The sequence below is a fragment of the Serratia odorifera genome (assembly GCF_041448735.1).
Lineage (GTDB): Bacteria > Pseudomonadota > Gammaproteobacteria > Enterobacterales > Enterobacteriaceae > Serratia_F > Serratia_F odorifera.
This window is the reverse complement of record NZ_JBGMUT010000002.1, coordinates 195,165-220,626: the sequence shown is the minus strand read 5'-3', so window position 1 is coordinate 220,626 and position 25,462 is coordinate 195,165. Positions and strand designations below refer to the sequence as shown.

Sequence of the window (25,462 nt, the reverse complement as noted above, 5' to 3'; positions counted from 1 at the left end):
CACTGCCGTTTATGCAAAACAAACAACTGATCATCAGTTCAAGCAATATCACCCGCTGTTTTCTGGTGTTTATTGTGCTGCTTTTCGTCGGCATCGGCTTGTATGGTTACAACTATACCAACGCCTACCTGACCGAGAAAAAACACGCGCTGAATACCATTGCCGGCAACCTGCAAAAGCGCATCGACAACTATCGCCATATCACCTATCAGATTTACGACCGCTTCGGCAACGCGCCGCCGCAGGTGGTCGATCCGACCTTGCGGGAAACGCGCCTGCGGCCGGACATTTTCTACGTCGAAAAACCGTATAAAAAGACCGATGCGGTGATTTTCGGTAGCCATGACGGCAACACGCTGGCGATGATCGCCAATATTTCCGAATACCTCGACGGCCGTTGGGGGGCGAAGACCGAAAATTACGCGATGTACTACCTGAACGGTCAGGACAATAGCCTGAGCCTGATCACCACCCAGCCGCTCAAAGAGTTGACGTCACGCTTTCGTGAAAGTTACCTGACCAACTCCGCCGAAGACCGCCGAGCGGAAATGCTGCAACAGGCTAACCTGCTGGATGAGCGCGAAAGCTTCTCCAGCCTGCGTAAACAGCGTTTCCAAAACGCCTATTCATTCTCGATTCGCACCACCTTCAATCAACCGGGACATCTGGCGACGGTGATCGCCTTCGATCTGCCGATCAACGACATCATTCCGTTCAATATGGCGCGCTCCAGCTTCCTGCTACAGCCTGATGATGACGACGATCTGGATGACAGTGGCGTTGCCAGCGAAGCGGCAAACGCCGCAACAGCCAGCCTGTCCGGCAGTTGGCTCGAATTCAGCGCACCGCTGCCGAATGCGCCGCTTAACCTGTTGTATCGCGTGTCCCTGTTTAGTCTGACCATTGATATGCTGCGCAACAATATGTGGCTGTTGATGATCAACGTGATGTTGCTGATGCTGTCGCTGGCCGGTATTTACTTTATCCGTCACCAGTACATTCACCCCAGTGAAAACCTGGCGGAGGAGCTGGCTAGCGAACGTGCGCTGAATCAGGAGATTATCGCCAGCCTGCCCTCCGGACTGCTGGTGTATGACTTTGCCAGCAATGCGGTGATCGCCAGCAACAAGATTGCCGAACATCTGTTGCCGCACCTGAGCCTGCAAAAAATTGCGCATATGGCCGAACAGCACCACGGCGTCATTCAAGCCACGGTGAATAATGAAGTGTATGAAATACGCATCTTCCGTAGCCATATGTCACCTGAAACCTACCTGTTTCTGCTGAACGATCAGGACAAAGAGGTGATGGTGAACAAACGGCTGCAACAGGCACGGCGCGAATACGACAAGAATGTGCAGGCACGCAAGTTAATGTTGCACAACCTGGGCATCGAGCTGACTCAGCCGGTACGGCAGATACACGATCTGGCCGATCGTCTGCGCACTCAACCCGATGCCGAACAACAGCAGGCGCTGCTGGATCAGCTGGTTAGCGAATCCGCATCGGTATCGGGACTGATCGATAACATCACGCTGCTGACCCGTCTTGAAACTCAGGATTGGCAGCCGTCGCGCCAGCCTTTCAACCCGGCGACGCTGGTTGATGAGCTGCTGAAAGAAATGCTGCCGTCGATCAATCAAAAAGGGCTGGCATTGTTCAATCATTACCAGCTCGACGTTGGCCAGAATTACATTGGTGACGCCAACGCCTTGCGCAAGGTGCTGTCGCTGCTGCTGCGCTATGCGATTATCACCACCGCTTACGGCAAGATTTCGATGGTTGTCGATCATGAGCCCGAACATCCGGAACGCCTGGTGTTTCATATCAACGACACCGGTTCGGGCATTTCCAACGAAGAAATCAGCAACCTGAACTATCCGTTCCTCAGCCAAACGCTGGTCGATCGCTTTGATCACGGCTCGGGGCTAACCTTCTTCCTCTGCAATCAGCTGTGCAAAAAACTCAATGGGCAATTGGATATTCGTAGCAAACTCGATATCGGCACCCGCTACAGCATTCGTGTACCAATGGAAATCGAACGTCGGGACGACGAGGAACAGGAGAAATTGCTGGATGGCGTTACCGCGCTGCTGGACATCACGTCGGAAGAAATCCGCGGCATCGTCACTCACCAGTTGCAGTCTTATGGCGCCAACTGCCTGATTGCCGAGGATCGTCAGATCAATCGTGACTACGACGTGTTGCTCACCGACAATCCCCAGCGCGCGGACGACTACACCCTGCTGCTGGCCAGCGATGAAGCCGGCTGGCAACAGCTCGACAAGCGCTATATCCGGGTAAATTATAATCTCGGCAGCGCCTTGCTCGACGCCGTTTTGATGCTGATTGAACAGCAGATGGCCGCCCTGGATCAGGAGCAAACCCCGGCGCAACTGACCGCCGACGATCTCCAACTCTATGAAAAACAATTAAAATCAAGTGATTACTATGGGTTGTTTATTGATACAGTACCCGACGATGTCAAAAAACTGTATACTGAGGCGGGCAGCAGTGATTTCGCTGCTTTGTCTCAGACCGCACACCGCCTGAAAGGGGTGTTTGCGATGTTAAATTTGCTTCCCGGCAAGCAACTGTGTGAATCGCTAGAACAGCACATCGCAGACGGTGATGCGCTTAAGATCGAGAACAACATCAGTCAGATTGATTTTTTCGTCAGTAGACTGCTGCAGCAAGGTAGCCAACAACATGAATAACCTGAACGTAATTATTGCTGATGACCATCCTATCGTACTGTTTGGCATCCGGAAGTCACTCGAGCAAATTGAATGGGTGAATGTCGTTGGGGAGTTTGAAGACTCAACAGCACTGATCAACAGTCTGGCCAAGCTGGACGCCAACGTCTTGATCACCGACCTTTCCATGCCTGGTGACAAATACGGCGACGGCATTACGCTGATCAAGTACATCAAGCGCCACTATCCTCAGTTGTCGATCATCGTTCTGACCATGAACAACAACCCGGCCATTCTCAGCGCGGTGTTGGATCTGGACATTGAAGGTATCGTACTGAAACAGGGTGCGCCGACCGACTTGCCAAAAGCGCTGGCCGCACTGCAAAAAGGCAAAAAGTTCACGCCGGAAAGCGTCTCCAAACTGTTGGAGAAAATCAGCGCCAGCGGCTATGGCGACAAGCGCCTGTCACCAAAAGAGAGCGAAGTGTTGCGCCTGTTCGCCGAAGGTTTCCTGGTGACCGAGATCGCCAAGAAGCTGAACCGCAGCATCAAAACCATCAGTAGCCAGAAGAAGTCGGCGATGATGAAACTGGGCGTCGACAACGACATCGCCCTGCTCAACTATCTGTCTTCCGTCAGCATGACGCCGTTGAGTAAAGACTAGTTGATACCATTACAGGGGCCAAACGGCCCCTGATTCATTCTTGCCCTGCCGCCACCGCCATACGTCTCGCCCTTTCGCCTCAGTCCTGCTGATTATTCTTGCGTACGATGGCTGAATACACCGCCAGCGTCTGTTCCAGGGTTTCCAGCGTTACCGGTTTCGACAAACAATTATCCATCCCGGCTTCGATACAGCGCTGCTTTTCTTCCGCCAGGGCATTGGCCGTGACCCCGATGACCGGCGAGGTGAAATTCATCTGCCGCAGGCGCTGCGTCAGGCGATAACCGTCCATATTCGGCATATTGACGTCGGTCAGTACAATATCTACCGGGTTATGGCTCAACACCCCCAGCGCATCAACGCCGTCATTGGCGGTAATCACCCGATAACCGAGCGACGTCAACTGATCGGACAGCAACCGGCGGTTGATCGGGTGGTCATCAACCACCAGCAGGCGAATATCGCCGTTATCCACCGCGCAGGCCTTGGTCGGCTGCGGCAGCTGCATCAACGTTTTGGCGCTGCCGTCATATACCTCAAACAGCCGGTTAAGCAAGCCGATGGTTTCCCGCGGCGTCGAGGTGCTGTGCATCCAGTAACCGGCACGAGTTTCATTCGACGGGCCAATATGGTCAATGGAAAACTCTATTTGCGCCAATAGCGGCGTGGCGATCTGCAACCCATGATCGCTGAGCAGCACGTCCTGTGCCGTGGTGTCCTGGCCCTGATAGCGCAACAGCGTGGCGCCATAGCCGCCGAGAATTTCCATCAGGTAATTTTCCAACCGCTGGTTGCGGATCTCCAGCCACAGGGTTCTGCCCTGCCAGGTATCACTCGGTTGCGGCACCGGGTATTGTGCATCGAATAATGGAATGCGGATCGAGAACATACTGCCCAGACCCGGCTCGGACTCTACCGCAATGTCGCCGTCCATCATGTTGATCAGCTTCTCACAGATCGCCAGTCCCAAACCGGTGCCCTGGAAATGACGCTGCACCCCGGTGCCTACCTGGAAGAACGGATCGAACAGGCGGGAGATTTCCTTTTCGGGAATGCCGACGCCCGTATCGCGCACGCTGAACTCAAGGTAGCTGCCACGCGCCGTGACCTGCAGGATAATGCAGCCGGTATCGGTGAACTTGATGGCATTGTTCAATAGATTGGACAGCACCTGCTGCAAGCGCACCGGATCGCCTGAAATCCGCTCCGGTACGTTCTGTTCGATAAAGCAGTACAACCCCAGGCGTTTCTTCACCACCAGCGGCAAATAGTTGCCGGCAATATGGGTGATAACTTCCAGGCAGGAAAACTCCCGCGGCTCAATCTTCAGCTGTTCGGATTCAATCTTGGAAAAATCCAAAATATCGCTGATGATTTTCAGCAGTAACCCGGAAGAGTTGTTCATGGCATTGACCAGGCGGTCTACGCCCTCCGGCAGCGCTTTGGTCTGCAACAAATCCAGGTTACCGATAATGCCGTACAGCGGCGTGCGCAATTCGTGGCTGACGGTGGCGAGGAACATCGACTTCGACTGGCTGGCCTGCTCGGCGGCAGCGGCCATTTCCTGCAGCGACTCTTCCATTTTGACGCGTGCGCTGACGTCTACCAGCACGCAGATCGCCACATCCTCGTTACGATAACGAGAGTGCACAAAACTGATTTGCAGATTGTTATTGTTGCTGGTCATCACATCAACGAAGTTCGCCTGCTGCTCGCAGATGATGCGCGTAATGCGATCGCGGTCTTCCTGGGTCAGCAGATTGATATAGTTATGCGCCAGTTCGTTACTGAGGATGTTGGTGCCGTCGCTGATGCGCAGGATGCAGATCCCCACCGGCGCCGATGCGACAATCTTGCGGTTGAACTGTTCATGTTCCTCCAGCCGGAACGCGTTGTCTTCCGCCGGCAGGAACATTTTGCGTTCAAATAGCCACGCCAGGGTAAACAGCACGATAGCCGACAGCAGGTTGAGCAGTATCGCGTTGAGGATCAGCATTTTAAAACGCTCGATCACGCTCTTCACCGGCAAGGCATAGACGATGCTCAGCGACGACGGCGGCAATGCTTTTTTCAGGATCAAATCATGGTAGCTGTCGACGTAGCCAAAATAGGTGTGATCTTCCGGATAATTGGTGAGCGAGGAGGCATAACGTTCGCCGTCGGCCAGGCGCAGCACCGGCTGGTTATTTTCATCCAGCAGCGCGACACCGATCGGCAGACTGCCCGGCGTGATGAAATCTTCCAGACGAATGGTCTGTTCGATACCCAGCAACGCTTCCAGTTTGTTGCCGATATAAATTGGCGTCAGAATATACAGATAACCGACGTCTGAGCGTTGCTGGCTGGGGGTTACCCAATAGATGTTGCTGTCTTTGTCCTGATTTTTGGCGTTGCGGTACTTCAGAATGCGTTCATGCAACGACTTCAGCACATTTTCACGGTCGGTCACACCGCTGCTCTTGCCAAACTCGGCCATACACAGGCTGTCGCCACCGATGAAAAACACCCGGTTCAGATCGTAGGCGGCAACAAAGTTCTCTTTCCAATATTGAATCAGGCCGCTAAGGGCATCAAGCGAGCTGCGATAGGTGGTGTTCAGCGCACAGTCTGATTCAGGGTACAGCGGGAAGAATTCCGGTTGCGCGCTCTTGCCGGGGAACACGCCGCTGAACAGATCGAGACTGCTGACGGAGCCGTTCAGGCGGTTTTCAGCCATGTATTTGATATCACGTATAATATCAGCTGAATGGCGGATATAGCCCTGTGCCTGATCGAAATTGAGATTGTATTCCTGCCGCAGGTCGGACTCTTTTTCGTGCAGGATATTGAGAATGTAAAACGTGGTGAGCAGCGCGCCCAACGACCACAGCATAATCGCCAGTACCCGAAACAGGTAGCGGGAAATTTTTAACGTAGTACGGAAAGAGGCTAAATATTTCAATCGATTACCATACAAAAGTGAGTGGTGACGAACGCTTGCATCTCACGCCGGGCCTGCGTAGTCAGCCCCGCAATCAAACCCTATCTATCGATATAATCCGCGTGGCAAAGTGGCATCTGCCTGCGCAAACCGCTCGCAGAGCGAGCTGAACGCAGCCCCGCAGGGGTGGGAACAGCGTCACGCCACGCAGCAGGCATGGCCGCGAATGCTGAAAAAGGGCCTAGCATCGCTGCCAAGCCCTTTACTCATGCATGGCGCGCCTGACTCAAAAGCCGGCGCGCATCAGAATACGCGATTACGCGTTTTCATCATCCGCATCGTCAACAACCTCACCGTCGTCGCTGTCGTCCAACGGCGTGCCGTCGTCGATCGCTTCACCCGGTTCGATGCTGTCCAGCTCTTCGTCTTCAACCGGCTCCGCTACGCGCTGCAAGCCAACGACGTTTTCATCTTCTGCCGTGCGGATCAGGGTGACACCCTGAGTATTACGGCCAACCACGCTGACTTCAGATACCCGGGTACGCACCAGCGTACCGGCATCGGTGATCATCATGATCTGGTCGGTAGTTTCTACCTGCACCGCACCGACCACCTGACCGTTACGTTCGCTGACCTTGATGGAGATAACCCCTTGGGTCGCGCGCGATTTGGTTGGGTATTCGGTCACTGCGGTACGTTTACCGTAACCGTTTTGCGTGACGGTAAGAATGTCGCCTTCGCCGCGTGGCACGATCAACGAGATGACGCTGTCGCCTTCACCCAGGTTGATGCCGCGCACGCCAGTAGCGGTACGCCCCATCGAACGCACCTGCGATTCAGGGAAGCGCACCACTTTACCGTTGGCAGAGAACAGCATCACTTCGTTACTGCCGTCGGTCAGGTCAACACCGATCAGCTCATCACCCTCGTTGAGGTTGACGGCGATGATGCCGGCGCTGCGTGGACGGCTGAACTCGGTCAGGGCGGTTTTCTTCACCGTGCCGCTGGCGGTCGCCATGAACACGTGACGCCCTTCCTCATACTCGCGTACCGGCAGAATGGCGGTGATACGCTCGTCGGCTTCCAACGGCAACAGGTTGACGATTGGACGCCCGCGCGCGCCGCGGCTGGCTTCAGGCAGTTGATAGACCTTCATCCAGTACAGACGGCCACGGCTGGAGAAGCACAGAATGGTATCGTGGGTGTTGGCCACCAGCAGACGGTCGATAAAGTCTTCTTCTTTGATGCGCGCAGCCGACTTGCCCTTGCCGCCGCGACGTTGTGCTTCGTAGTCGCTCAGCGGCTGATACTTGACGTAGCCCTGATGCGACAGAGTCACTACCACGTCTTCCTGATTGATCAGGTCTTCGATGTTGATGTCGGAAGAGTTGGCGGTGATCTCGGTACGACGTTGGTCGCCAAACTGATCGCGCACCGCCTCCAGCTCTTCGCGGATCACTTCCATCAGACGATCCGGGCTTTGCAGAATAAAGATCAGCTCGGCAATAAAGTTCAGCAGCTCTTTATATTCGTCCAGTAACTTTTCGTGCTCCAGACCGGTCAGTTTTTGCAGGCGGAGATCGAGGATCGCCTGCGCCTGCTGCTCGGTCAGGTAGTATTTACCATCGCGGATGCCGAACTCTGGTTCCAGCCATTCCGGACGCGCGGCGTCGTCGCCGGCACGTTCCAGCATTGCACCCACGTTGCCCAGATCCCACGGCTGCGCCACCAGCGCAACCTTGGCTTCCGCCGGGGTTGGCGCACGGCGAATCAGCTCGATGATCGGATCGATGTTGGCCAGTGCAATCGCCAGCGCTTCCAAAATATGGGCGCGGTCACGGGCTTTACGCAGTTCAAAGATGGTACGGCGAGTCACCACTTCGCGGCGGTGACGCACAAAGGCTTGCAGGATGTCTTTCAGGTTCAGCAGCTTTGGCTGCCCCTGATGCAGCGCCACCATGTTGATGCCGAAAGTGACCTGTAACTGGGTCAGCGAATACAGATTGTTGAGTACGACCTCACCCACCGCGTCGCGCTTCACTTCAACCACGATGCGCATGCCGTCTTTATCGGACTCGTCACGCAGTGCGCTGATGCCTTCGACGCGTTTTTCCTTTACCAGCTCGGCGATCTTTTCGATCAGACGCGCCTTGTTCACCTGATAGGGAATTTCGTGAACGATAATGGTTTCGCGGCCTGTTTTGGCGTCGACTTCGACTTCGGCACGGGCGCGGATATACACCTTGCCGCGACCGGTACGGTAGGCTTCTTCGATACCGCGACGGCCATTGATGATGGCGGCGGTCGGGAAGTCCGGCCCTGGGATGTGTTCCATCAGCCCTTCGATGCTGATGTTTTCATCATCAATATAGGCCAGGCAGCCGCTGATAACCTCAGACAGGTTGTGCGGCGGAATGTTGGTGGCCATACCGACGGCAATCCCCGATGAGCCGTTAACCAGCAGGTTGGGGATCTTGGTAGGCATCACTGCCGGGATCTGTTCGGTACCGTCGTAGTTAGGCACGAAGTCGACGGTTTCCTTTTCCAGGTCCGCCAGCAGTTCGTGAGCAATTTTAGACATGCGTACTTCGGTATAACGCATTGCCGCGGCGGAATCGCCATCGACGGAACCGAAGTTACCCTGACCGTCCACCAGCATGTAGCGCAGCGAGAACGGTTGAGCCAGACGCACGATGGTGTCGTAAACCGCACTGTCACCGTGTGGGTGGTATTTACCGATCACGTCCCCGACGACACGGGCGGATTTTTTATAGGGTTTGTTCCAGTCGTTACCCAGTACATTCATCGCGTACAGAACGCGGCGGTGCACCGGCTTCAGCCCATCACGAACATCTGGCAGCGCACGTCCGACAATGACGGACATCGCGTAATCCAGATACGAACTTTTCAATTCGTCTTCGATGTTTACCGGTGTGATTTCTCTGGCAAGGTCGCTCATGGAGCTGCTATCCCTCATACTGAATGATTCATCTGCCCTGGCATAGTGCCAAAGGTGTAAAACTATATCACAAAGCAGGCTTTTCGGAAAAATAACCGGCGCTGTTTGCTGGAATTTGTGCATAACCGTGCGCTAAAAACGCATCGGTTGCGACAGCGCCGCGCGGTAACATGTATAATCCGCCGCAAAGAGAACCAGGAGTCCAACACGCTCATGAATGCAGAATCATCCAGCCGCGCACAAAACGTCGACCATCAGGAAATCGCCAAATTCGAGGCCGTCGCCTCGCGCTGGTGGGATCTGGAAGGCGAATTCAAACCGCTGCACCGCATCAACCCGCTACGCCTGAATTACATCATGCAACGCGCCGGCGGCATCTTTGACAAACAGGTGCTCGACGTCGGCTGCGGCGGTGGCATCCTGGCGGAAAGCATGGCGCGCGAAGGCGCCCGGGTCACCGGACTGGACATGGGTGCGGAACCCTTGCAGGTGGCTCGGCTGCATGCGCTGGAAAGCGGCGTCGATGTGACCTACGTTCAAGAAACGGTAGAAAGTCACGCCCATGCCAACCCACAGCAATATGACGTCGTCACCTGCATGGAAATGCTTGAACACGTGCCGGATCCGGCGTCGGTGGTGCGAGCTTGTGCGCATCTGGTCAAACCGGGGGGTCACGTGTTCTTCTCCACCATCAACCGCAACACCAAAGCCTGGCTGATGGCGGTGATTGGCGCCGAATATGTATTGAAAATGGTTCCGCAGGGCACCCACGATCGTAACAAGTTTATCAAACCGTCGGAATTGATAAGTTGGGTAGATGGTACCTCTCTGCGCGAAAAGCACATGATTGGCCTGCATTACAACCCGATTACCGATCGTTTTAAGCTGGGTCGCAACGTAGATGTGAACTATATGGTTCATACCCAGCACGAAGGTTGATGTGCTAAAGGCGGCGCCGGCGCTGGATTTGGCTTATGTTGCCCGACGCCGCCATTAGGAAAAATGCCTAATTTTTCCACGTTCGTTGCAAAAATAGCGCGTAAAGGGTTTTTAAGAATATTAAAACAGATCAATATGCCGTTTTTTTCTAACGTTTAAGAAATCGGCAATCGATCATGTTTTTGCAATCGTGCGGAAAATCTTATCCCGCTTATTGACAAGCTTCCGGGGCCAGACACCACGCGCATTGCGAACCAACAGCCACAATTCACCCCCAAGTTATCCACAAAATCGAGCCATTTTGTTCACTTGCAAATAGGCCAGGTTCTCACTATCTTGTTACCTCACCGACATACACCCCCTATATATAGTGTTTACATACTGAGCAGAGCTACTACACTTTTGGCTGGGAACACTATACGGACAGGTAAAACAGCACATGAACCAAAGTCTGCTTGTAACTAAACGCGATGGCCGCAAAGAGCGCATCAACCTCGACAAAATCCACCGAGTCATCGACTGGGCTGCGGAAGGTTTAAACAACGTCTCGGTATCTCAAGTAGAGTTGCGTTCTCACATCCAGTTTTATGACGGCATCAAAACTGCCGATATCCATGAAACCATCATCAAGGCCGCTGCCGATCTGATCTCGCGCGATGCGCCCGATTACCAGTATCTGGCCGCGCGCCTGGCGATCTTCCACCTGCGCAAAAAAGCCTACGGTCAGTTTGAGCCGCCGAAGCTGCATGCTCACGTGGTGCGTATGGTCGAAATGGGTAAATACGATAAGCATCTGCTGGAAGACTACAGCACTGAAGAGTTCGAGCAGATGGACTCCTTTATCGATCACTGGCGTGACATGAACTTCTCCTACGCGGCCGTCAAGCAGCTTGAAGGGAAGTACCTGGTGCAAAACCGCGTCAGCGGCGAGATCTATGAGAGCGCACAGTTCCTGTACATTCTGGTTGCGGCTTGCCTGTTCTCCAACTACCCGCGTGAAACCCGTCTGGACTACGTAAAGCGGTTCTACGACGCGATTTCCACCTTCAAGATTTCGCTGCCAACGCCGATCATGTCCGGTGTACGTACGCCGACCCGCCAGTTCAGCTCCTGTGTGCTGATCGAATGCGGTGACAGCCTGGACTCGATCAACGCCACCTCCAGTGCGATTGTGAAATACGTTTCCCAACGTGCAGGCATCGGCATCAACGCCGGCCGCATCCGTGCGCTGGGTAGCCCGATCCGTGGCGGCGAAGCTTTCCACACCGGCTGTATCCCGTTCTACAAACACTTCCAGACTGCGGTGAAGTCCTGTTCACAGGGCGGCGTGCGCGGCGGTGCTGCCACATTGTTCTATCCGATGTGGCATCTGGAAGTGGAAAGCCTGCTGGTATTGAAGAATAACCGCGGCGTCGAAGGCAACCGCGTCCGTCATATGGACTACGGCGTGCAGTTGAACCGCCTGATGTATCAGCGCCTGATCAAGGGCGGCGACATCACGCTGTTCAGCCCGTCTGACGTACCTGGCCTGTACGACGCGTTCTTTGCCGATCAGGACGAGTTCGAACGTCTGTACACCCAGTACGAACAAGACAGCAGCATCCGCCAGAAGCGGGTCAAAGCGGTTGAACTGTTCTCGTTGATGATGCAGGAACGCGCCTCTACCGGCCGTATCTACATTCAGAACGTTGACCATTGCAACACCCACAGCCCGTTCGATCCGCAGATCGCGCCGGTACGTCAGTCCAACCTGTGCCTGGAAATCGCCCTGCCGACCAAGCCATTGGATGACGTGAACGACGAAAACGGCGAAATCGCGCTCTGTACGCTGTCCGCCTTCAACCTGGGTGCCATCGACAGCCTGGACGATCTGGAAGAACTGGCGACCCTGGCGGTACGCGCGCTCGACGCCCTGCTCGATTACCAGGACTACCCGATCAAGGCCGCTTACCGCGGTGCGATGGGCCGTCGTACGCTGGGTATCGGCGTGATCAACTTCGCCTATTATCTGGCGAAGAACGGCGTGCGCTATTCCGACGGCAGCGCCAACAACCTGACGCACAAGACCTTCGAAGCGATTCAGTATTACCTGCTGAAGGCCTCCAATCGTCTGGCGCAGGAACAGGGCGCCTGCCCGTGGTTCAACGAAACCACCTATGCCCAGGGCATCCTGCCGATTGATACCTACAAGAAGGATCTGGATGGTATCTGCCAGGAGCCGCTGCACTACGATTGGGAAACGCTGCGTAAGGAAATCCAGGAAACCGGCCTGCGCAACTCTACCCTGTCGGCGCTGATGCCATCGGAAACCTCTTCGCAGATTTCCAACGCCACCAACGGCATTGAACCGCCGCGCGGCCACATCAGCATCAAAGCGTCGAAAGACGGCATTCTGCGCCAGGTGGTGCCGGAATACGAACGTCTGAAGGATGCCTACGAACTGCTGTGGGAAATGCCAAGCAACGACGGTTACCTGCAGTTGGTCGGCCTGATGCAGAAGTTTATCGACCAGTCGATTTCTGCCAACACCAACTACGACCCAACCCGTTTTGCGGGCGGCAAGGTGCCAATGAAGCAGCTGTTGAAAGACCTGCTGACCACCTACAAGTTTGGTGTGAAAACCCTGTATTACCAAAACACCCGTGACGGCGCGGAAGACGTGCAGGAAGACATGCTGCCGGCCAAAAGCGCTGATGACGACTGCGAAAGCGGCGCCTGCAAAATTTAAGTTTTAACGCTAAGGGCCGAATGTTCGGCCCCTACACTGTTTTCCACGTAGGGGTCGACGTAATCCGGCCTGTCTCTGTGTGGTTTCAAAGGATTCCGGCTTATGGCTTACACCACTTTCTCTCAGAATAAAAACGATCAGCTGCTCGAGCCGATGTTCTTCGGCCAGTCGGTCAACGTGGCGCGTTTCGACCAGCAGAAACATGAAATTTTTGAAAAGCTGATCGAAAAACAGCTGTCCTTCTTCTGGCGTCCGGAAGAGGTAGACGTTTCCCGCGATCGCATTGACTATCAGGCGCTGCCGGACCACGAGAAACACATTTTCATCAGCAACCTGAAGTACCAAACGCTGCTGGACTCGATTCAGGGTCGTAGCCCGAACGTCGCGTTGCTGCCGCTGATCTCGATTCCCGAGCTGGAAACCTGGATTGAGACCTGGTCGTTCTCGGAAACCATTCATTCTCGCTCCTACACTCACATCATCCGTAACATCGTCAACGATCCGGCGCTGGTGTTTGACGATATCGTCACCAACGAAGAGATCAAAAAACGCGCGAAAGACATTTCCGGCTACTACGACGATCTGATCGAAATGACCAGCTATTACCATCTGCTGGGAGAAGGCACTCACCAGGTGAACGGCCAGAGCGTGACCGTCAGCCTGCGCGCGCTGAAAAAGCAGCTTTATCTGTGCCTGATGAGCGTTAACGCGCTGGAAGCCATTCGCTTTTACGTCAGCTTCGCCTGTTCGTTTGCGTTCGCCGAGCGCGAACTGATGGAAGGCAATGCCAAAATCATCAAGCTAATCGCCCGTGACGAAGCGCTGCACCTGACCGGCACGCAACATATGCTGAACCTGATGCGCTCCGGTGCCGATGACCCCGAGATGGCCGAAATCGCCGTTGAATGCCAACAGCAGTGCTACGATCTGTTCGTCCTGGCGGCCCAGCAGGAAAAAGAGTGGGCGGAATACCTGTTCAGTGGCGGTTCGATGATCGGCCTGAACAAAGACATCCTGTGCCAGTACGTCGAGTACATCACCAATATCCGCATGCAGGCGGTGGGACTGGGCACGCCGTTTAAAACCCGCTCCAACCCGATCCCGTGGATCAACGCCTGGCTGGTGTCCGACAACGTTCAGGTAGCACCGCAGGAAGTGGAAGTCAGTTCTTACCTGGTCGGCCAGATTGATTCTGAAATCAACGCCGACGACCTGAGCGACTTCGAACTGTAAGATGGCAACGCCAACCGTGACGCTGCGTACTTCCGGTATGCAGCTGGCCTGCCCAAACAGTGAACGCTGCCTGCTCGAGGTGCTGGAACTGCATGACGTACAGGTTGAATACCAATGCCGTTCCGGTTATTGCGGCGCCTGCCGTCTGAAACTGGTCAAGGGTGAAGTGGCATACCAGCAACAGCCGCTGGCGTTTATCAACGACGGCGAAATCCTGCCCTGCTGCTGTATGCCGCTGGTGGATATCGAGCTGGAAATCTAATCGGCTGGGGGCCTGAAACCGCGCCGAAGAGCAAAAGGCGGGGTTGCCCCGCCCTATGCTTTATCTGCAGCCCCATGCTGTTTGAAGTCAGTCTGGGGCTTTTATCTGCCTGCCTTGTCACACCATGGTCAAGACCAACAGTCTCCCGCATCCGCCAGCCGAATAACAGCATTACCCCACAACGAATACTCCCTATAATATTGTGATTTATAAGTGATATTTCAGTATTATCAACAATACCCTATTCGATGGTTTCCACAATCTCCAACCAGCCGTTTTTGCCGCAAACGGGCCCGCCGGCCAGCCAGCGACGCAGCATGTCCAGCGCCAGCATCGCGACCGATTCCTGGCGTAAACGCAAGCCGTGGCGCGACGCGCGATAACGCACGGTTTGGCCAAAACGGCCCTGCGACGTATACAGTGCGACGCTGACCTGTTCACCCTGCATGGCGCTCACCGCCAGCGTCAACGGTGCGCCCGTCAGTTGCGCCAACGACTGCGCGCGTGCCAATAACAACGCCAGGGTTTCACTACAGTAATCCGGCAGCAGTTCGCCGCCGGCCAGCGGAGCGCCGGCACTCTGTAACTGCAGATTGATCAACCCGGCGCTGAACTGCTCGCTTAACGCCAGTTTCAAGCCCCGTTGATGCAACTGCTCGGCGAGCAACGCCGGCAGACCAACGGTACCTTCGAAGATGGTGTTATCCCCTGCGACCTGACGCACGCGCTGCCAGGCGCTCTCCATCGCCGCACGCTGCGCAACCGGCCCGGTCAACTTGAGTTCGATTATCGGGCTGGACGAGCGATACCCCAGCACCACCTCCGGCGGCAGCGGCATGCCGTCCAGTTCGGCAGCCAGATCGCTTTCAGAAGTGCCAAAAGTGGTCAAACGCAGGCACAGAGGCGGTTCCGGTAAGCGAAACCGTTGCTGTAGACGCGGTAAAATCTGCTGTTCCACCATCACTTTAAATTCCGACGGCACGCCGGGCGTGAAGAACATCCAGCATTTATTCAGTTGCAGCGCAAAACCACAGGCGGTGCCAACGCTGTTATCCAGCATCTCGGCATTGGCCGGGATGTGCGCCTGCTTGCGGTTGGACGCGGCCATCGGGCGTCCCCGCTCGGCAAAGAAGGCCTCCATGCGGGCGATCCATTGCGGCTGCTCAATCAGCTCAACGCCGGCCGCCCTGGCTGCCGCCAACGCGCTGAGATCGTCACTGGTCGGCCCCAGCCCGCCATTGACGATCAGCACGTCGGCAATCTGGCTACGCTCCTGCAAGGTTGCGATCAGGGAGGAGAGACTGTCCCCGACCGTTTCACGCCCAGTCATCGGCAGCCCTTGCTGAAACAGATAATCTGCCAACCAGGCAGCATTGGTATCAATAATTTGTCCATGCAGCACCTCATCACCGGTGCTGAGCATTTCAACCCTTAACATTGATCTCTCCCACATTTTCTGGTCATTCCACTATAGAAGCCTGTAAATAACTTTTCACCGTTGGAGAGGGTTTTATTGCTGCATAACGCATTTTTTTGCGCTGGCGTGCCGCTCGCATGATCGTAACGATAACTGTACAGTATGCGTAACGCTCATTTGACACAAAATCACCGTTCAACTATCCTGCCGCACACTGAATTGATTACCTATAATTTTCCAAAATCATTGGTTGGTAGAGAAAAACGTGAAGAATCGCACTCTTGGCAGTGTTTTTATCGTGGCAGGCACCACCATTGGCGCCGGCATGCTGGCCATGCCGCTGGCAGCCGCCGGCGTCGGTTTCGGCGTCACCCTGGCTTTACTGGTCGGGCTATGGCTGTTGATGTGTTATACCGCTTTGCTGCTGGTTGAGGTTTATCAGCACGAGCAGGCCGATACGGGCCTTGGTACCCTGGCGAAGCGCTACCTGGGCGGCGGTGGACAGTGGCTGACCAGCTTCAGCATGATGTTTCTGATGTATGCCCTGACCGCGGCCTACATCAGCGGAGCGGGCGAGCTGCTGGCTGCCAGCCTCAGCCAATGGACCGCGTACAGCGTCCCGGCATCACTCGGCGTGTTGTTGTTCACCGTGGTGGCGGGCGGCGTGGTGTGCATTGGCACCCATTCCGTCGATCTGTTCAATCGCATTTTATTCAGCGCCAAAATCGTCTTTCTTATCGTCATGCTCGGTCTGATGCTGCCGAATATTCACCAAACCAATCTGATGACTTTACCGTTGGAACAAGGACTGGCGCTGTCGGCCATCCCGGTAATTTTTACCTCGTTTGGCTTCCATGGCAGCGTACCGAGCATTGTTAATTACATGGGCGGCAATATCCGCAAGCTGCGCTGGATATTTATCGTCGGCAGCGCTATCCCGCTGGTCGCCTATATCTTCTGGCAGTTGGCGACGCTGGGCAGCATCAGCTCCAATACCTTTGTCGGTATCCTGGCGCAGCAGGCGGGCTTGAACGGCTTGTTACAGGCGGTGCGTGACGTGGTAGCCACGCCGCACGTTGAGCTGGCGGTGCATCTGTTTGCCGATCTGGCGCTGGCAACCTCGTTCCTTGGGGTATCACTGGGGCTGTTCGATTTTCTGGCCGATTTGTGCAAGCGCCAGGATAATGCCCGCGGCCGCTTGCAGACCGGGTTGATCACCTTCCTGCCACCGCTGGTGTTCGCGCTGTTTTACCCGCGCGGCTTTGTGCTGGCATTGGGGTTTGCCGCCATCGCCCTGTCGGTATTGGCGCTGCTGCTGCCGTCGCTGCTGGTGTGGAAAACCCGCCGACAGCATCAGGCGCGCTACCGTGTCTGGGGGGGAACCCCGGCGCTGGCGGTGGTGTTTATCTGCGGCATCACCGTCATCGCCATTCAACTGGGCATCGCCAGCGGCATGCTGCCCGCCGTCGGCTAGAGAGAAAACCGACGTAAAAAAGGCGCGAAACCGTTCGCGCCTTGAACCGGTTCACAGCCGTTAGAAATCCAGGCTGGCGCCGAGGTACGGGCCGTCAGCCAGTACGTTGTCGCGGTGGCCGTCCTTCCCTGCCATCTCGATATAACGATAACCGGCGGTCACCGACAATGGACGGAAAACGTTCCAACGCACGCCGGCATTGGCTTCGCTATATTTGTCCACGCCGCTGGAGAGCGAGTCCGGGGCATAATACCCTTCGCCAAACAGTGCGAAATGCTCGCCCAACGGCAGCCGCAAGCCGCCGCCTACCGCGACCGCATAACCGTCATCACCGTCTTTTGGCCCAAGATACAGCGCCTTGCCACCGACCGTTGCCATCAGAGGCCCCAGCGGTAGGTTCAAGCCCAGCCCCAGCCCGGCGATATCGCCGTCATTGTCGCTGTGCGCCCAGTTGCCGCTGACCGCCAGTCCAGCCGAGGTGGTGCCAAAGCCCACGCCGAGATTGGTATAGTGTTCCCCCGCTTCGCCGGTAACGCTGATGGCATTGGCGGAGCCAGCCACAAGCAGCAAGCCTGCTGCACACGCGACTAAAGTCTTTTTCATTGTGTCCTCTTCGTCATTTTTTCATCATCAATGATGTATTAACCTGGTTTGTTGCGCTGGAGAGTGTAACCGAACGGCGGCGCCAGATGTTCGGCAGCAGGTCAAAAAATCTCTCAATCTTTCAGCAAATTGTAAATAAGTGATCCATTTCTGAACGTTATCACAACGATAACTACCGCCTATTTGCTGAGGCTGAATAATAGCGCTACAACTAATAATGACTTTGACAAAGGTCAGGGTGAGATTTTCCCTGCGCCATAGAATTGTGGACGTGAAGTCACCCGAGTATGAGCTGTCACACCTAAATGCAGTACCGTAAAGGAGCACATGATGAGCAAGAAAGGATTGACCACCGCTGCCGGCGCGCCGGTAGTAGATAACAATAATGTCATTACGGCAGGTAAACGCGGCCCGATGCTGCTTCAGGACGTCTGGTTCCTGGAAAAGCTGGCTCACTTTGATCGCGAAGTTATCCCGGAACGCCGCATGCACGCCAAGGGTTCTGGCGCTTACGGCACCTTCACCGTCACTCACGATATCAGCCAATACACACGCGCCAAGCTGTTCTCTGACGTTGGCAAAAAAACCGAGATGTTTGTTCGATTCTCCACCGTTGCCGGCGAACGCGGCGCAGCGGATGCCGAACGTGACATTCGCGGCTTTGCCATGAAATTTTACACCGAAGAAGGCAACTGGGATCTGGTCGGCAACGACACGCCGGTGTTTTATCTGCGCGATCCGCTGAAGTTCCCGGATCTCAACCACGTGGTCAAGCGCGATCCCCGCACCAACCTGCGCAATCCGGTGTACAAATGGGACTTCTTCTCGCACCTGCCGGAATCACTGCACCAGTTGACCATCGACTTCAGCGATCGCGGCATTCCCAAATCCTATCGCCATATGCACGGCTTTGGCAGCCATACCTATAGCTTTATCAACGCCGACAACCAGCGTTTCTGGGTAAAATTCCACTTCCGCTGCCAGCAGGGTATTGAAAACCTGATGGATGATGAAGCAGAAGCGATCATTGCCAAGGATCGCGAAAGCTCACAGCGCGATCTGTTCGACGCCATCGAACGCGGCGACTTCCCACGCTGGAATCTGCAGGTGCAGATCATGCCGGAACATCAGGCCTCGCAAACTCCTTATAACCCGTTCGATCTGACCAAAGTCTGGCCGCACGCCGACTTCCCGTTGATTGACGTCGGCTACTTCGAACTGAACCGCAACCCGGATAACTATTTCTCGGAAGTGGAGCAAGTGGCCATGAACCCGGCCAATGTGGTGCCCGGCGTCAGCTTCTCGCCGGACAAAATGTTGCAGGGACGTTTATTCTCTTATGGCGATGCGCACCGCTATCGCCTGGGCGTAAACCACCATCAGATCTCGGTAAATGGTGCCAAATGCCCGTTCCACAACTACCACCGCGATGGTGCGATGCGCGTGGACGGCAACAGCGGCAATGGCCCAACCTACGAGCCGAACAGTTTCGGTCTGTTCCAGGAGCAACCGGACTTTAGCGAACCACCATTAAGCATCGAGGGCGCCGCCGATCATTGGAATCATCGTGAAGATGATGATTACTACAGCCAACCGCGCGCGCTGTTCGAACTGCTGACGGAAGAAGAACACCAGCGTATGTTTAACCGCATCGCCGGTGAGCTGTCGCAGGTGCCGGAAGCGATCCAGCGCCGCCAGATAGCGCTGTTCACCAAGGTTCATCCGGCATACGGCGCCGGCGTCGCCAAGGCGTTGGGCATCCAGTAAGCGTCATCTTGGCAGGGGTGTCACACACCCCTGCGTTTCAAGGCGACGCTACTGCCGCACCGATTGCGCCGCCCACTCCTGTACCTGCCGTCGAGCCACCTTGATTCCGCCGTTTTTCAACGCTGCCGGCAAACGTAGCAACGCCACCGGCCGTTGGAAGTTGGCCAATCGCGCCTGCGACCAGGCCAGCAAGGCGTCCAGCGTCAGCTCTCCCTCCGCCTCGACCACCGCCACCGGCCGCTGGCCGAATTCGGCATCGTCGACCGGTACCACAAACACCTGTGAAATCTGCGGGTGCTCGGCAAATATCCGCTCCACGTCTTCGGGTTGTACGCCTTCGCCACCGCAAAAGAACAGATTGTCCAAGCGACCAAGGATACGCAGTTCGCCCTGTTCCATCACCCCGCGATCGCGCGTATGAAACCAGCCTTGCCGGTCAACCAGCGGGTGCAGCGCACCGTTGCGCCAATAGCCCAATGCCAGGCTTTGCGCGCGGATCCACACTTCGCCCTCTACCAGCCTGATCTCACGCCCGATGAGCGGCAGACCGACGCCCGGCAGCGCATCGGCGCGCTTGGCGGACACGGTCGACGCCAGTTCCGTCAGGCCGTAGCCACACCAACAGCGAATGCCCGCCGCTTCGGCCTGTTCGGTCAGCGGCACCGGGATCATCGCACCGCCAAGCAGCACTTCCTTTAGCGAATGCGTTGTCTGCGACTGGCTGAGCAAACGCCAAAGCTGCGTGGGCACCAGCGACGCATGGCTACAACCGTCCAACGCCTCGCTCAACGACTGCATATTGCGTACCGCCAACCGTGCGCCTACCGCCAGCCAGCGCCAGACAATGCCCTGGCCGGAAACGTGGAACAGCGGCAGTGAAAGCAGCCAGCAGTCCTGCGGTTGAAAGTCCATCAGCTGCAATACGCCGGCGGCGCTGGCCAAATGGCCGGCAAAGCTGTGCGCTGCGGCTTTGGGCATACCGCTGGAACCGGACGTCAGCGTCAGGGTCGCCAAACGCTGGCTGTCCCAGTGCGGGATTGTCGGCAGCCGTTGGCGGGTAGCCGGCGGCGTCAGCGTCTTTATCCCCGCAGGCAGTGCCGGCAGCCCCTCCGGGCCGAAGGCAAACTGCACGTCCAGTTGCGGCAATAATACGTTAAGCAGCGGCGTTGGCAGGGCCGGATTGAGCGGCAGCAACCGCGCGCCGCATTGCAGTAACGCCAGATAGGCCAGTAATAGCGGATAGCCGTTTTTGCCGCACAGCGCTACGCCGCAGCCGGGCATTACCCCCTGAAACTGGAAATCCGCTGCCAGCGCATCAATGCGCGATTGCAGCGCCTGCCAGCTGACGCTTTGCCTGCCGACAATCAGCGCCGTGTCCTGTGCACGCTGGGCGGCCCAGTGACGCCAGGGCCAGTCGCTCAACGGCGCCATAGGCACTCCAATGTATCGACGTCCAGCAGCGGCAAATCACTTCCCGGCCAGGCACGCAGCAACTGCGCCTGCATCAGGTTCAGCGTATCGAGCCCCGGCACGGTATCCGGCGTCAGCCAATGCGCGATGCGCGCCAATTGGCTTAGACCCAGGCTGGACTCGATGCTGGAACTGATCACCGCGGTTAATCCGGCCTGCTGCGCCTGCCGCACCAGTTGCCGGCAGCGCGTCAGACTACCGGTCAGCATCGGTTTTATTACGATGGCCGCCACGCCCGGCTCGGCCCGTACCGCAAACCCCGGCTCGCGCACGCTTTCGTCCCAGGCAATGGCGATGCCGGTTTCCTCGGCGAAGGCGCGTGATTCATCGGGAGTTTTGCAGGGTTCTTCGAGAAAGGCGATGCGATCGCGCCACGCCGGATTAACGTACCTGGCAAAACCGTCGGCTTTGGCACGCGTCCAACTGCGGTTGGCGTCCAGCCGCAAACGCAGATCGGGCAACGCCTCCAGCAGCACATTGACTATCATGCCATCGCGCACCGCTTCATACAGCCCGACCTTGATCTTGGCGATCTTGTCACCCGGCAGCGCATCGAGTAGTGCAAACAGCGCGTCCGGATCGCCGGTACACAGTGGCGCAGTACGGTAGTCCGCCGCCAACGGCAGGCGTTGATCCAGCTCCGCCAGCGCGCAGCTGATGCCAAACGCCACCGACGGCAGCGCATCCTCATCCGGCTGCGCCCCGGCCAGCCAGTGCGTTAACCATGCCTGCGTCGCCTGCTGCGCCTGATCCAGCGTTTCGCTGCTGAACTCAGGCAGCGGCGCAATTTCGCCCCAACCGTGCCGTTCGCCCTGTTGCAGATGTACCAGCAAGCCGTCGCGCGTTTTCAACCGCTGGTGGCGCAGCACTACGCCCGCCTCCATTGGCAGGCTGTAGCGATAGACGGCGGCGTTACGCAGTGAGGCCGTCATTACGGATTACGCTTGAATTTACTGAAGTCAGGCTGGCGTTTTTCGTTAAACGCATTGCGCCCTTCCTGGCCTTCATCGGTCATGTAGAACAGCATGGTGGCGTTGCCGGCCAGTTCTTGCAGTCCCGCCTGGCCGTCGCAGTCGGCGTTCAGCGCCGCCTTCAGGCAACGCAGCGCCATCGGGCTGTTTTGCAGCATTTCACGGCACCAGCGCACGGTCTCTTTTTCCAGTTCCGCCAACGGCACCACGGTGTTGACCAGCCCCATGTCCAGCGCGGCGGCGGCGTCGTATTGACGGCACAGGAACCAGATTTCACGCGCTTTCTTCTGGCCGACGATGCGCGCCATATAAGACGCCCCCCAGCCACCGTCAAACGAACCGACTTTCGGTCCGGTTTGGCCAAAGATGGCGTTGTCGGCGGCAATGGTCAGGTCGCACATCATATGCAGCACGTGGCCACCACCGATCGAATAGCCAGCCACCATCGCCACGACAGGTTTCGGACAGGTGCGAATCTGGCGTTGGAAATCCAGGACGTTGAGGTGATGTACACCGCTGGCATCTTTATAACCGCCGTAATCGCCGCGAACTTTCTGATCGCCACCGGAACAGAAAGCCTTATCGCCAGCGCCGGTCAGGATAATGGTGCCAATGCCATCGTCGTAACGCGCATTGCTCAGCGCATCGATCATCTCTTTTACCGTTTGCGGGCGGAAAGCATTGCGCACCTGCGGGCGGTTAATAGTGATTTTGGCAATGCCGTCGGCGGATTTGTGATACAGGATATCGTCGAAATCACCGCTGCAGTCTTGCCAGTCAATGGCCGCGTAAAGCTGTTGTTCTGTCGGATAAAGCATGTTCGGTTCCTTAACCTGGGTTAACGAGAAAATCATAAAGCTGTTCGGCAAAATGTTGCGGGTTGGCCAGATGCGCGTTGTGGCCGGCGTGTTCAATGACGCGTAACGGCAAACCGGCATCGCACGTCAACCGTTGGAATTTGCCATCGTCGGCACCGCACAACACGCATAATGGCAGGGTCAACTGCCGTAACAGCGGGACAAGATAAGGCTGACGACCAAGCGAAGTCGCTTCCAGCATCGCCGCCACCGCCGGGCCGTGGTTTGCCGCACGCGCGTCGATCAGCGACGCGCGGTGCACCTCGCTCATTTCCCGAAACACCGGCTGTTGATACCAATCGGCCAGCACCTGTCTGATCGGTTGATGGCGAAAGCGTGCAGCCCAGTCGGCATCATGCGCCCGACGCTGGTCGCGCAGCGCCGGATCGGCCAGCCCCGGATTGCCGCCTTCGATCACTACGCCCTGCAAACCATGGCTAGCGCCGAGACAGGCGTGGTACATGGCAATACGGCCGCCAAGCGAGTAGCCCACCAGCCAGTATCGTTCAATGCCGTGCCGTTGCAGGGTGGCGACGATCTGCCGGCTGACATCGGCAAAGTCATCACAACGCTGCGTAACCGACTCGCCATGGCCGGGCAGATCAATCGCCAGCGACGGCCATTGCGGGCAACGCGAAGCAATTACCCGCCATTCGTTATTATTGCCAAGCAGGCCATGCAACCACACCAGCCAGGGCCGATCGCCGCTGCCCTGCTGCAATACGCGCGCGGCCAGCATCAGCACGCCGCCATTTGCTGAACCAGCTGTTGCAACGTTTCCGCGCCGTCGGCCGGCGGCACCTGCAATTCAATCAAGGTAGCCCCGCTGTGGCGCCAGCCCTGCTCGACCGCCTGTTGCAGCTGGCCCCAGTTTTCCGCCAGCGCATAATTGAGCTGGAACATCGCCGCCGCATGGCTGAACTCCAGATTCTGCGGCATACAGTAATAGCGGTTGCGTTCGGCTTCCGGCGTCGGCAACAGCGAGAAGATTTGCCCGCCGTTATTATTCACCACGATCAGCACCGTCGGCGCCGAACACTGGCGCAACAGCGCCAGCGAATTCAGATCGTACAGCGCCGACAGATCGCCGACGATAGCCAGCATCGGTTTGGCGGTAGCGCGCTGGACGCCGGCGGCGGTAGCAATCAGCCCATCAATGCCGCTGGCGCCGCGATTGCCGAACACCGGATAACCGGGCGGCAACTGGCTCAGCGCGTCGACCAGCCGTACAATCAGGCTATTGCCGAGAAATAGCAGGCCGTTTTCCGCCAGCAGTTCCGGCAGGCGGTGTGCTACCTGCGCCTCTCCGAACCGGTTCACCAGATAGCCGGCGGCTGCATCGAGCGCGTCGTCTGCCAGCGCCGCCAGCTCTCCGGCCCATGGCGAGCGCGGCTGTGCCGGGTGCAGATCCAGCCATTCGCCTACCCTGGCACGAATGCGACGGCCGCGGTGATGTGCCGGGTCGCGTCGGCCGGGCAAATCGTCAATCAGCCAGTACTCCTCCGGCCGGCACTGCTCTTGCCACTGCAACAGGCGTTTGCCGGTCAGGCTGCTGCCAAACTGAATCACCAGTTGGGCGTTGTCCAACAGATGCTGCGCCTGCGGCTGTGCCAACCACAGGTCGGCGCACGGCAGCGGTTGGCCGGTCTGAGACAATACGTCGCCGATCAACGGCCAGCCCAGCATGCCGGCCCATTCTGCCAGTTGCAGCCCCTCTTCAGCGCTCATGCGCCCGGCCACCACCACACCGCGTTTCTGCCGCCAGAAGAACCAGTCTGGCTGCTTTTGTGGTTGATGCAGATCACGTTGGCGCAGCCACGGGTGGCTGTCATGCCACCATTCGCCCAGCGCATCCGACCAGTCGGCATATTGCCGCTGGTCACCGCCGTACAGCGGCTCGGCAAACGGACAGTTGATGTGCAACGCGCCATGCAGCAACTGCGCCATGGCACTGTCGACGGTGGAAACCAGCCAACTGGCGGGAATATCCGGCGTCGGACGCGGCAGCTCGATGCTCTGCGCCGGATGGCTGGCATACAAACCGTTTTGTCGGATCGCCTGATTGGCACCGCAGTCGATCAGTTCGGGTGGACGATCGGCGGTCAAAAATACCAGCCGTTCGCCGGTCAACCCGGCTTCTATCAGCGCAGGATAAAGGTTGGCCGCCGCGGTACCCGAAGTGACGATTGCCGCCACCGGCTCACCGGTGGCTTTTGCCAGGCCGAGCGCCAAATGGCCCAGCCCGCGTTCATCAAAATGCGTGTGGCAAATAAAAGACTTATTCGCGGCCGCCGCCAGCGTCAACGGCGTTGAGCGCGATCCCGGGGCGATACAGACGTGCCGCACCCCGTGGCGAGCCAGCGCTTCCAACAACAACGCCGCCCAGCGGCGATTAAAAACACTTGTCGACATAGTTCGCTCACACGTCAAAAAAGAGGCTCGGCTTTGGCAACGTTAAACCATGCCGCTTCACCGAAGTTATTAGCCTGAATTATATAAGTA

Annotated in this window: 17 protein-coding genes; 8 read left to right on the top strand and 9 right to left on the bottom strand. The window is 56.9% G+C overall.

The window, feature by feature from the left end; genetic code table 11:
- Positions 1–11: 11 nt before the first annotated feature.
- Together rcsD and rcsB are read left to right on the top strand one after the other, a co-directional pair.
- Positions 12–2,717: a phosphotransferase RcsD gene (gene rcsD, locus ACCC84_RS07165; RefSeq protein WP_004960640.1), complete on the top strand. Its 2,706-nt coding sequence runs from the start codon at positions 12–14 to the stop codon at positions 2,715–2,717.
- Positions 2,710–3,360 carry a response regulator transcription factor RcsB gene (rcsB, locus tag ACCC84_RS07160; RefSeq protein ID WP_004960635.1) on the top strand — a complete coding sequence of 217 codons (651 nt, stop codon included), beginning with the start codon at positions 2,710–2,712 and terminating at the stop codon, positions 3,358–3,360. Before rcsD ends, rcsB begins: the two co-directional genes overlap by 8 nt.
- A 79-nt stretch (positions 3,361–3,439) precedes the next feature.
- Here rcsB and rcsC read toward each other — a convergent pair whose 3' ends face one another.
- On the bottom strand, positions 3,440–6,301 hold the full coding sequence (rcsC, locus tag ACCC84_RS07155; protein WP_039991888.1) for a two-component system sensor histidine kinase RcsC: 2,862 nt from the start codon (positions 6,299–6,301) through the stop codon (positions 3,440–3,442).
- Positions 6,302–6,596: 295 nt separating this feature from the next.
- A complete protein-coding gene (gyrA, locus tag ACCC84_RS07150; RefSeq protein WP_039991887.1) occupies positions 6,597–9,239 on the bottom strand; it encodes a DNA topoisomerase (ATP-hydrolyzing) subunit A in 2,643 nt (880 codons plus the stop codon).
- Between the two features lie 213 nt (positions 9,240–9,452).
- Between gyrA and ubiG the strand changes: the two genes are divergently transcribed.
- The 4 genes from ubiG to yfaE all read left to right on the top strand — a co-directional run bounded on the left by ubiG (position 9,453) and on the right by yfaE (position 14,401).
- Positions 9,453–10,178, top strand: a complete 726-nt coding sequence (ubiG, locus tag ACCC84_RS07145; RefSeq protein ID WP_004960626.1) for a bifunctional 2-polyprenyl-6-hydroxyphenol methylase/3-demethylubiquinol 3-O-methyltransferase UbiG — start codon at positions 9,453–9,455, stop codon at positions 10,176–10,178.
- A 439-nt stretch (positions 10,179–10,617) separates the two neighbouring features.
- Positions 10,618–12,906: a class 1a ribonucleoside-diphosphate reductase subunit alpha gene (gene nrdA / locus ACCC84_RS07140; protein ID WP_004960623.1), complete on the top strand. Its 2,289-nt coding sequence runs from the start codon at positions 10,618–10,620 to the stop codon at positions 12,904–12,906.
- Between the two features lie 102 nt (positions 12,907–13,008).
- A complete protein-coding gene (gene nrdB / locus ACCC84_RS07135; protein ID WP_198773453.1) occupies positions 13,009–14,139 on the top strand; it encodes a class Ia ribonucleoside-diphosphate reductase subunit beta in 1,131 nt (376 codons plus the stop codon).
- 1 nt (position 14,140) lies between these two features.
- A complete protein-coding gene (gene yfaE / locus ACCC84_RS07130) occupies positions 14,141–14,401 on the top strand; it encodes a class I ribonucleotide reductase maintenance protein YfaE (protein ID WP_039991886.1) in 261 nt (86 codons plus the stop codon).
- A gap of 241 nt (positions 14,402–14,642) precedes the next feature.
- On the opposite strand, the gene ACCC84_RS07125 is transcribed toward yfaE, so the two are convergent.
- On the bottom strand, positions 14,643–15,839 hold the full coding sequence (locus ACCC84_RS07125) for a nicotinamide mononucleotide deamidase-related protein YfaY (RefSeq protein WP_039991885.1): 1,197 nt from the start codon (positions 15,837–15,839) through the stop codon (positions 14,643–14,645).
- 244 nt (positions 15,840–16,083) lie between these two features.
- Here ACCC84_RS07125 and tyrP point away from each other — a divergent pair, with 244 nt between their 5' ends.
- Complete coding sequence (gene tyrP, locus ACCC84_RS07120; RefSeq protein ID WP_039991884.1) at positions 16,084–17,292, top strand: tyrosine transporter TyrP; 1,209 nt, start codon at positions 16,084–16,086, stop codon at positions 17,290–17,292.
- Between the two features lie 60 nt (positions 17,293–17,352).
- Here the strand turns inward: tyrP and ACCC84_RS07115 are convergent, their stop codons facing one another.
- Positions 17,353–17,895, bottom strand: a complete 543-nt coding sequence (locus ACCC84_RS07115) for a YfaZ family outer membrane protein (RefSeq protein WP_004960609.1) — start codon at positions 17,893–17,895, stop codon at positions 17,353–17,355.
- A gap of 327 nt (positions 17,896–18,222) precedes the next feature.
- Here ACCC84_RS07115 and ACCC84_RS07110 point away from each other — a divergent pair, with 327 nt between their 5' ends.
- A complete protein-coding gene (locus tag ACCC84_RS07110) occupies positions 18,223–19,662 on the top strand; it encodes a catalase (protein WP_371901683.1) in 1,440 nt (479 codons plus the stop codon).
- A gap of 48 nt (positions 19,663–19,710) precedes the next feature.
- On the opposite strand, the gene menE is transcribed toward ACCC84_RS07110, so the two are convergent.
- From menE to menD, 5 genes are read right to left on the bottom strand one after another with little or no spacing between them, the layout of a single operon-like run.
- Positions 19,711–21,093 carry an o-succinylbenzoate--CoA ligase gene (menE, locus tag ACCC84_RS07105; protein ID WP_371901682.1) on the bottom strand — a complete coding sequence of 461 codons (1,383 nt, stop codon included), beginning with the start codon at positions 21,091–21,093 and terminating at the stop codon, positions 19,711–19,713.
- Positions 21,081–22,052, bottom strand: coding sequence for an o-succinylbenzoate synthase (gene menC / locus ACCC84_RS07100; protein ID WP_088499927.1), 972 nt, complete (start codon positions 22,050–22,052; stop codon positions 21,081–21,083). The genes menE and menC overlap by 13 nt, the downstream gene beginning before the upstream one ends.
- Positions 22,053–22,063: 11 nt before the next feature.
- Complete coding sequence (gene menB / locus ACCC84_RS07095) at positions 22,064–22,921, bottom strand: 1,4-dihydroxy-2-naphthoyl-CoA synthase (protein ID WP_039991883.1); 858 nt, start codon at positions 22,919–22,921, stop codon at positions 22,064–22,066.
- 10 nt (positions 22,922–22,931) lie between these two features.
- Positions 22,932–23,699: a 2-succinyl-6-hydroxy-2,4-cyclohexadiene-1-carboxylate synthase gene (gene menH, locus ACCC84_RS07090; RefSeq protein ID WP_004960597.1), complete on the bottom strand. Its 768-nt coding sequence runs from the start codon at positions 23,697–23,699 to the stop codon at positions 22,932–22,934.
- Positions 23,699–25,372, bottom strand: a complete 1,674-nt coding sequence (gene menD, locus ACCC84_RS07085; RefSeq protein ID WP_004960595.1) for a 2-succinyl-5-enolpyruvyl-6-hydroxy-3-cyclohexene-1-carboxylic-acid synthase — start codon at positions 25,370–25,372, stop codon at positions 23,699–23,701. The genes menH and menD overlap by 1 nt, the downstream gene beginning before the upstream one ends.
- Between the last annotated feature and the right edge of the window lie 90 nt (positions 25,373–25,462).

Bases quoted from the DNA above. Each gene is read 5' to 3' on its own strand.
- ACCC84_RS07125 (WP_039991885.1), bottom strand. From the start codon at position 15,839: ATGTTAAGGGTTGAAATGCTCAGCACCGGTGATGAGGTGCTGCATGGA.
- rcsD (WP_004960640.1), top strand. From the start codon at position 12: ATGCAAAACAAACAACTGATCATCAGTTCAAGCAATATCACCCGCTGT.
- menB (WP_039991883.1), bottom strand. From the start codon at position 22,921: ATGCTTTATCCGACAGAACAACAGCTTTACGCGGCCATTGACTGGCAA.
- menE (WP_371901682.1), bottom strand. From the start codon at position 21,093: ATGGCGCCGTTGAGCGACTGGCCCTGGCGTCACTGGGCCGCCCAGCGT.
- menD (WP_004960595.1), bottom strand. From the start codon at position 25,372: ATGTCGACAAGTGTTTTTAATCGCCGCTGGGCGGCGTTGTTGTTGGAA.
- gyrA (WP_039991887.1), bottom strand. From the start codon at position 9,239: ATGAGCGACCTTGCCAGAGAAATCACACCGGTAAACATCGAAGACGAA.
- ubiG (WP_004960626.1), top strand. From the start codon at position 9,453: ATGAATGCAGAATCATCCAGCCGCGCACAAAACGTCGACCATCAGGAA.
- yfaE (WP_039991886.1), top strand. From the start codon at position 14,141: ATGGCAACGCCAACCGTGACGCTGCGTACTTCCGGTATGCAGCTGGCC.
- ACCC84_RS07115 (WP_004960609.1), bottom strand. From the start codon at position 17,895: ATGAAAAAGACTTTAGTCGCGTGTGCAGCAGGCTTGCTGCTTGTGGCT.
- rcsB (WP_004960635.1), top strand. From the start codon at position 2,710: ATGAATAACCTGAACGTAATTATTGCTGATGACCATCCTATCGTACTG.
- nrdA (WP_004960623.1), top strand. From the start codon at position 10,618: ATGAACCAAAGTCTGCTTGTAACTAAACGCGATGGCCGCAAAGAGCGC.
- menH (WP_004960597.1), bottom strand. From the start codon at position 23,699: ATGCTGGCCGCGCGCGTATTGCAGCAGGGCAGCGGCGATCGGCCCTGG.
- ACCC84_RS07110 (WP_371901683.1), top strand. From the start codon at position 18,223: ATGATGAGCAAGAAAGGATTGACCACCGCTGCCGGCGCGCCGGTAGTA.
- nrdB (WP_198773453.1), top strand. From the start codon at position 13,009: ATGGCTTACACCACTTTCTCTCAGAATAAAAACGATCAGCTGCTCGAG.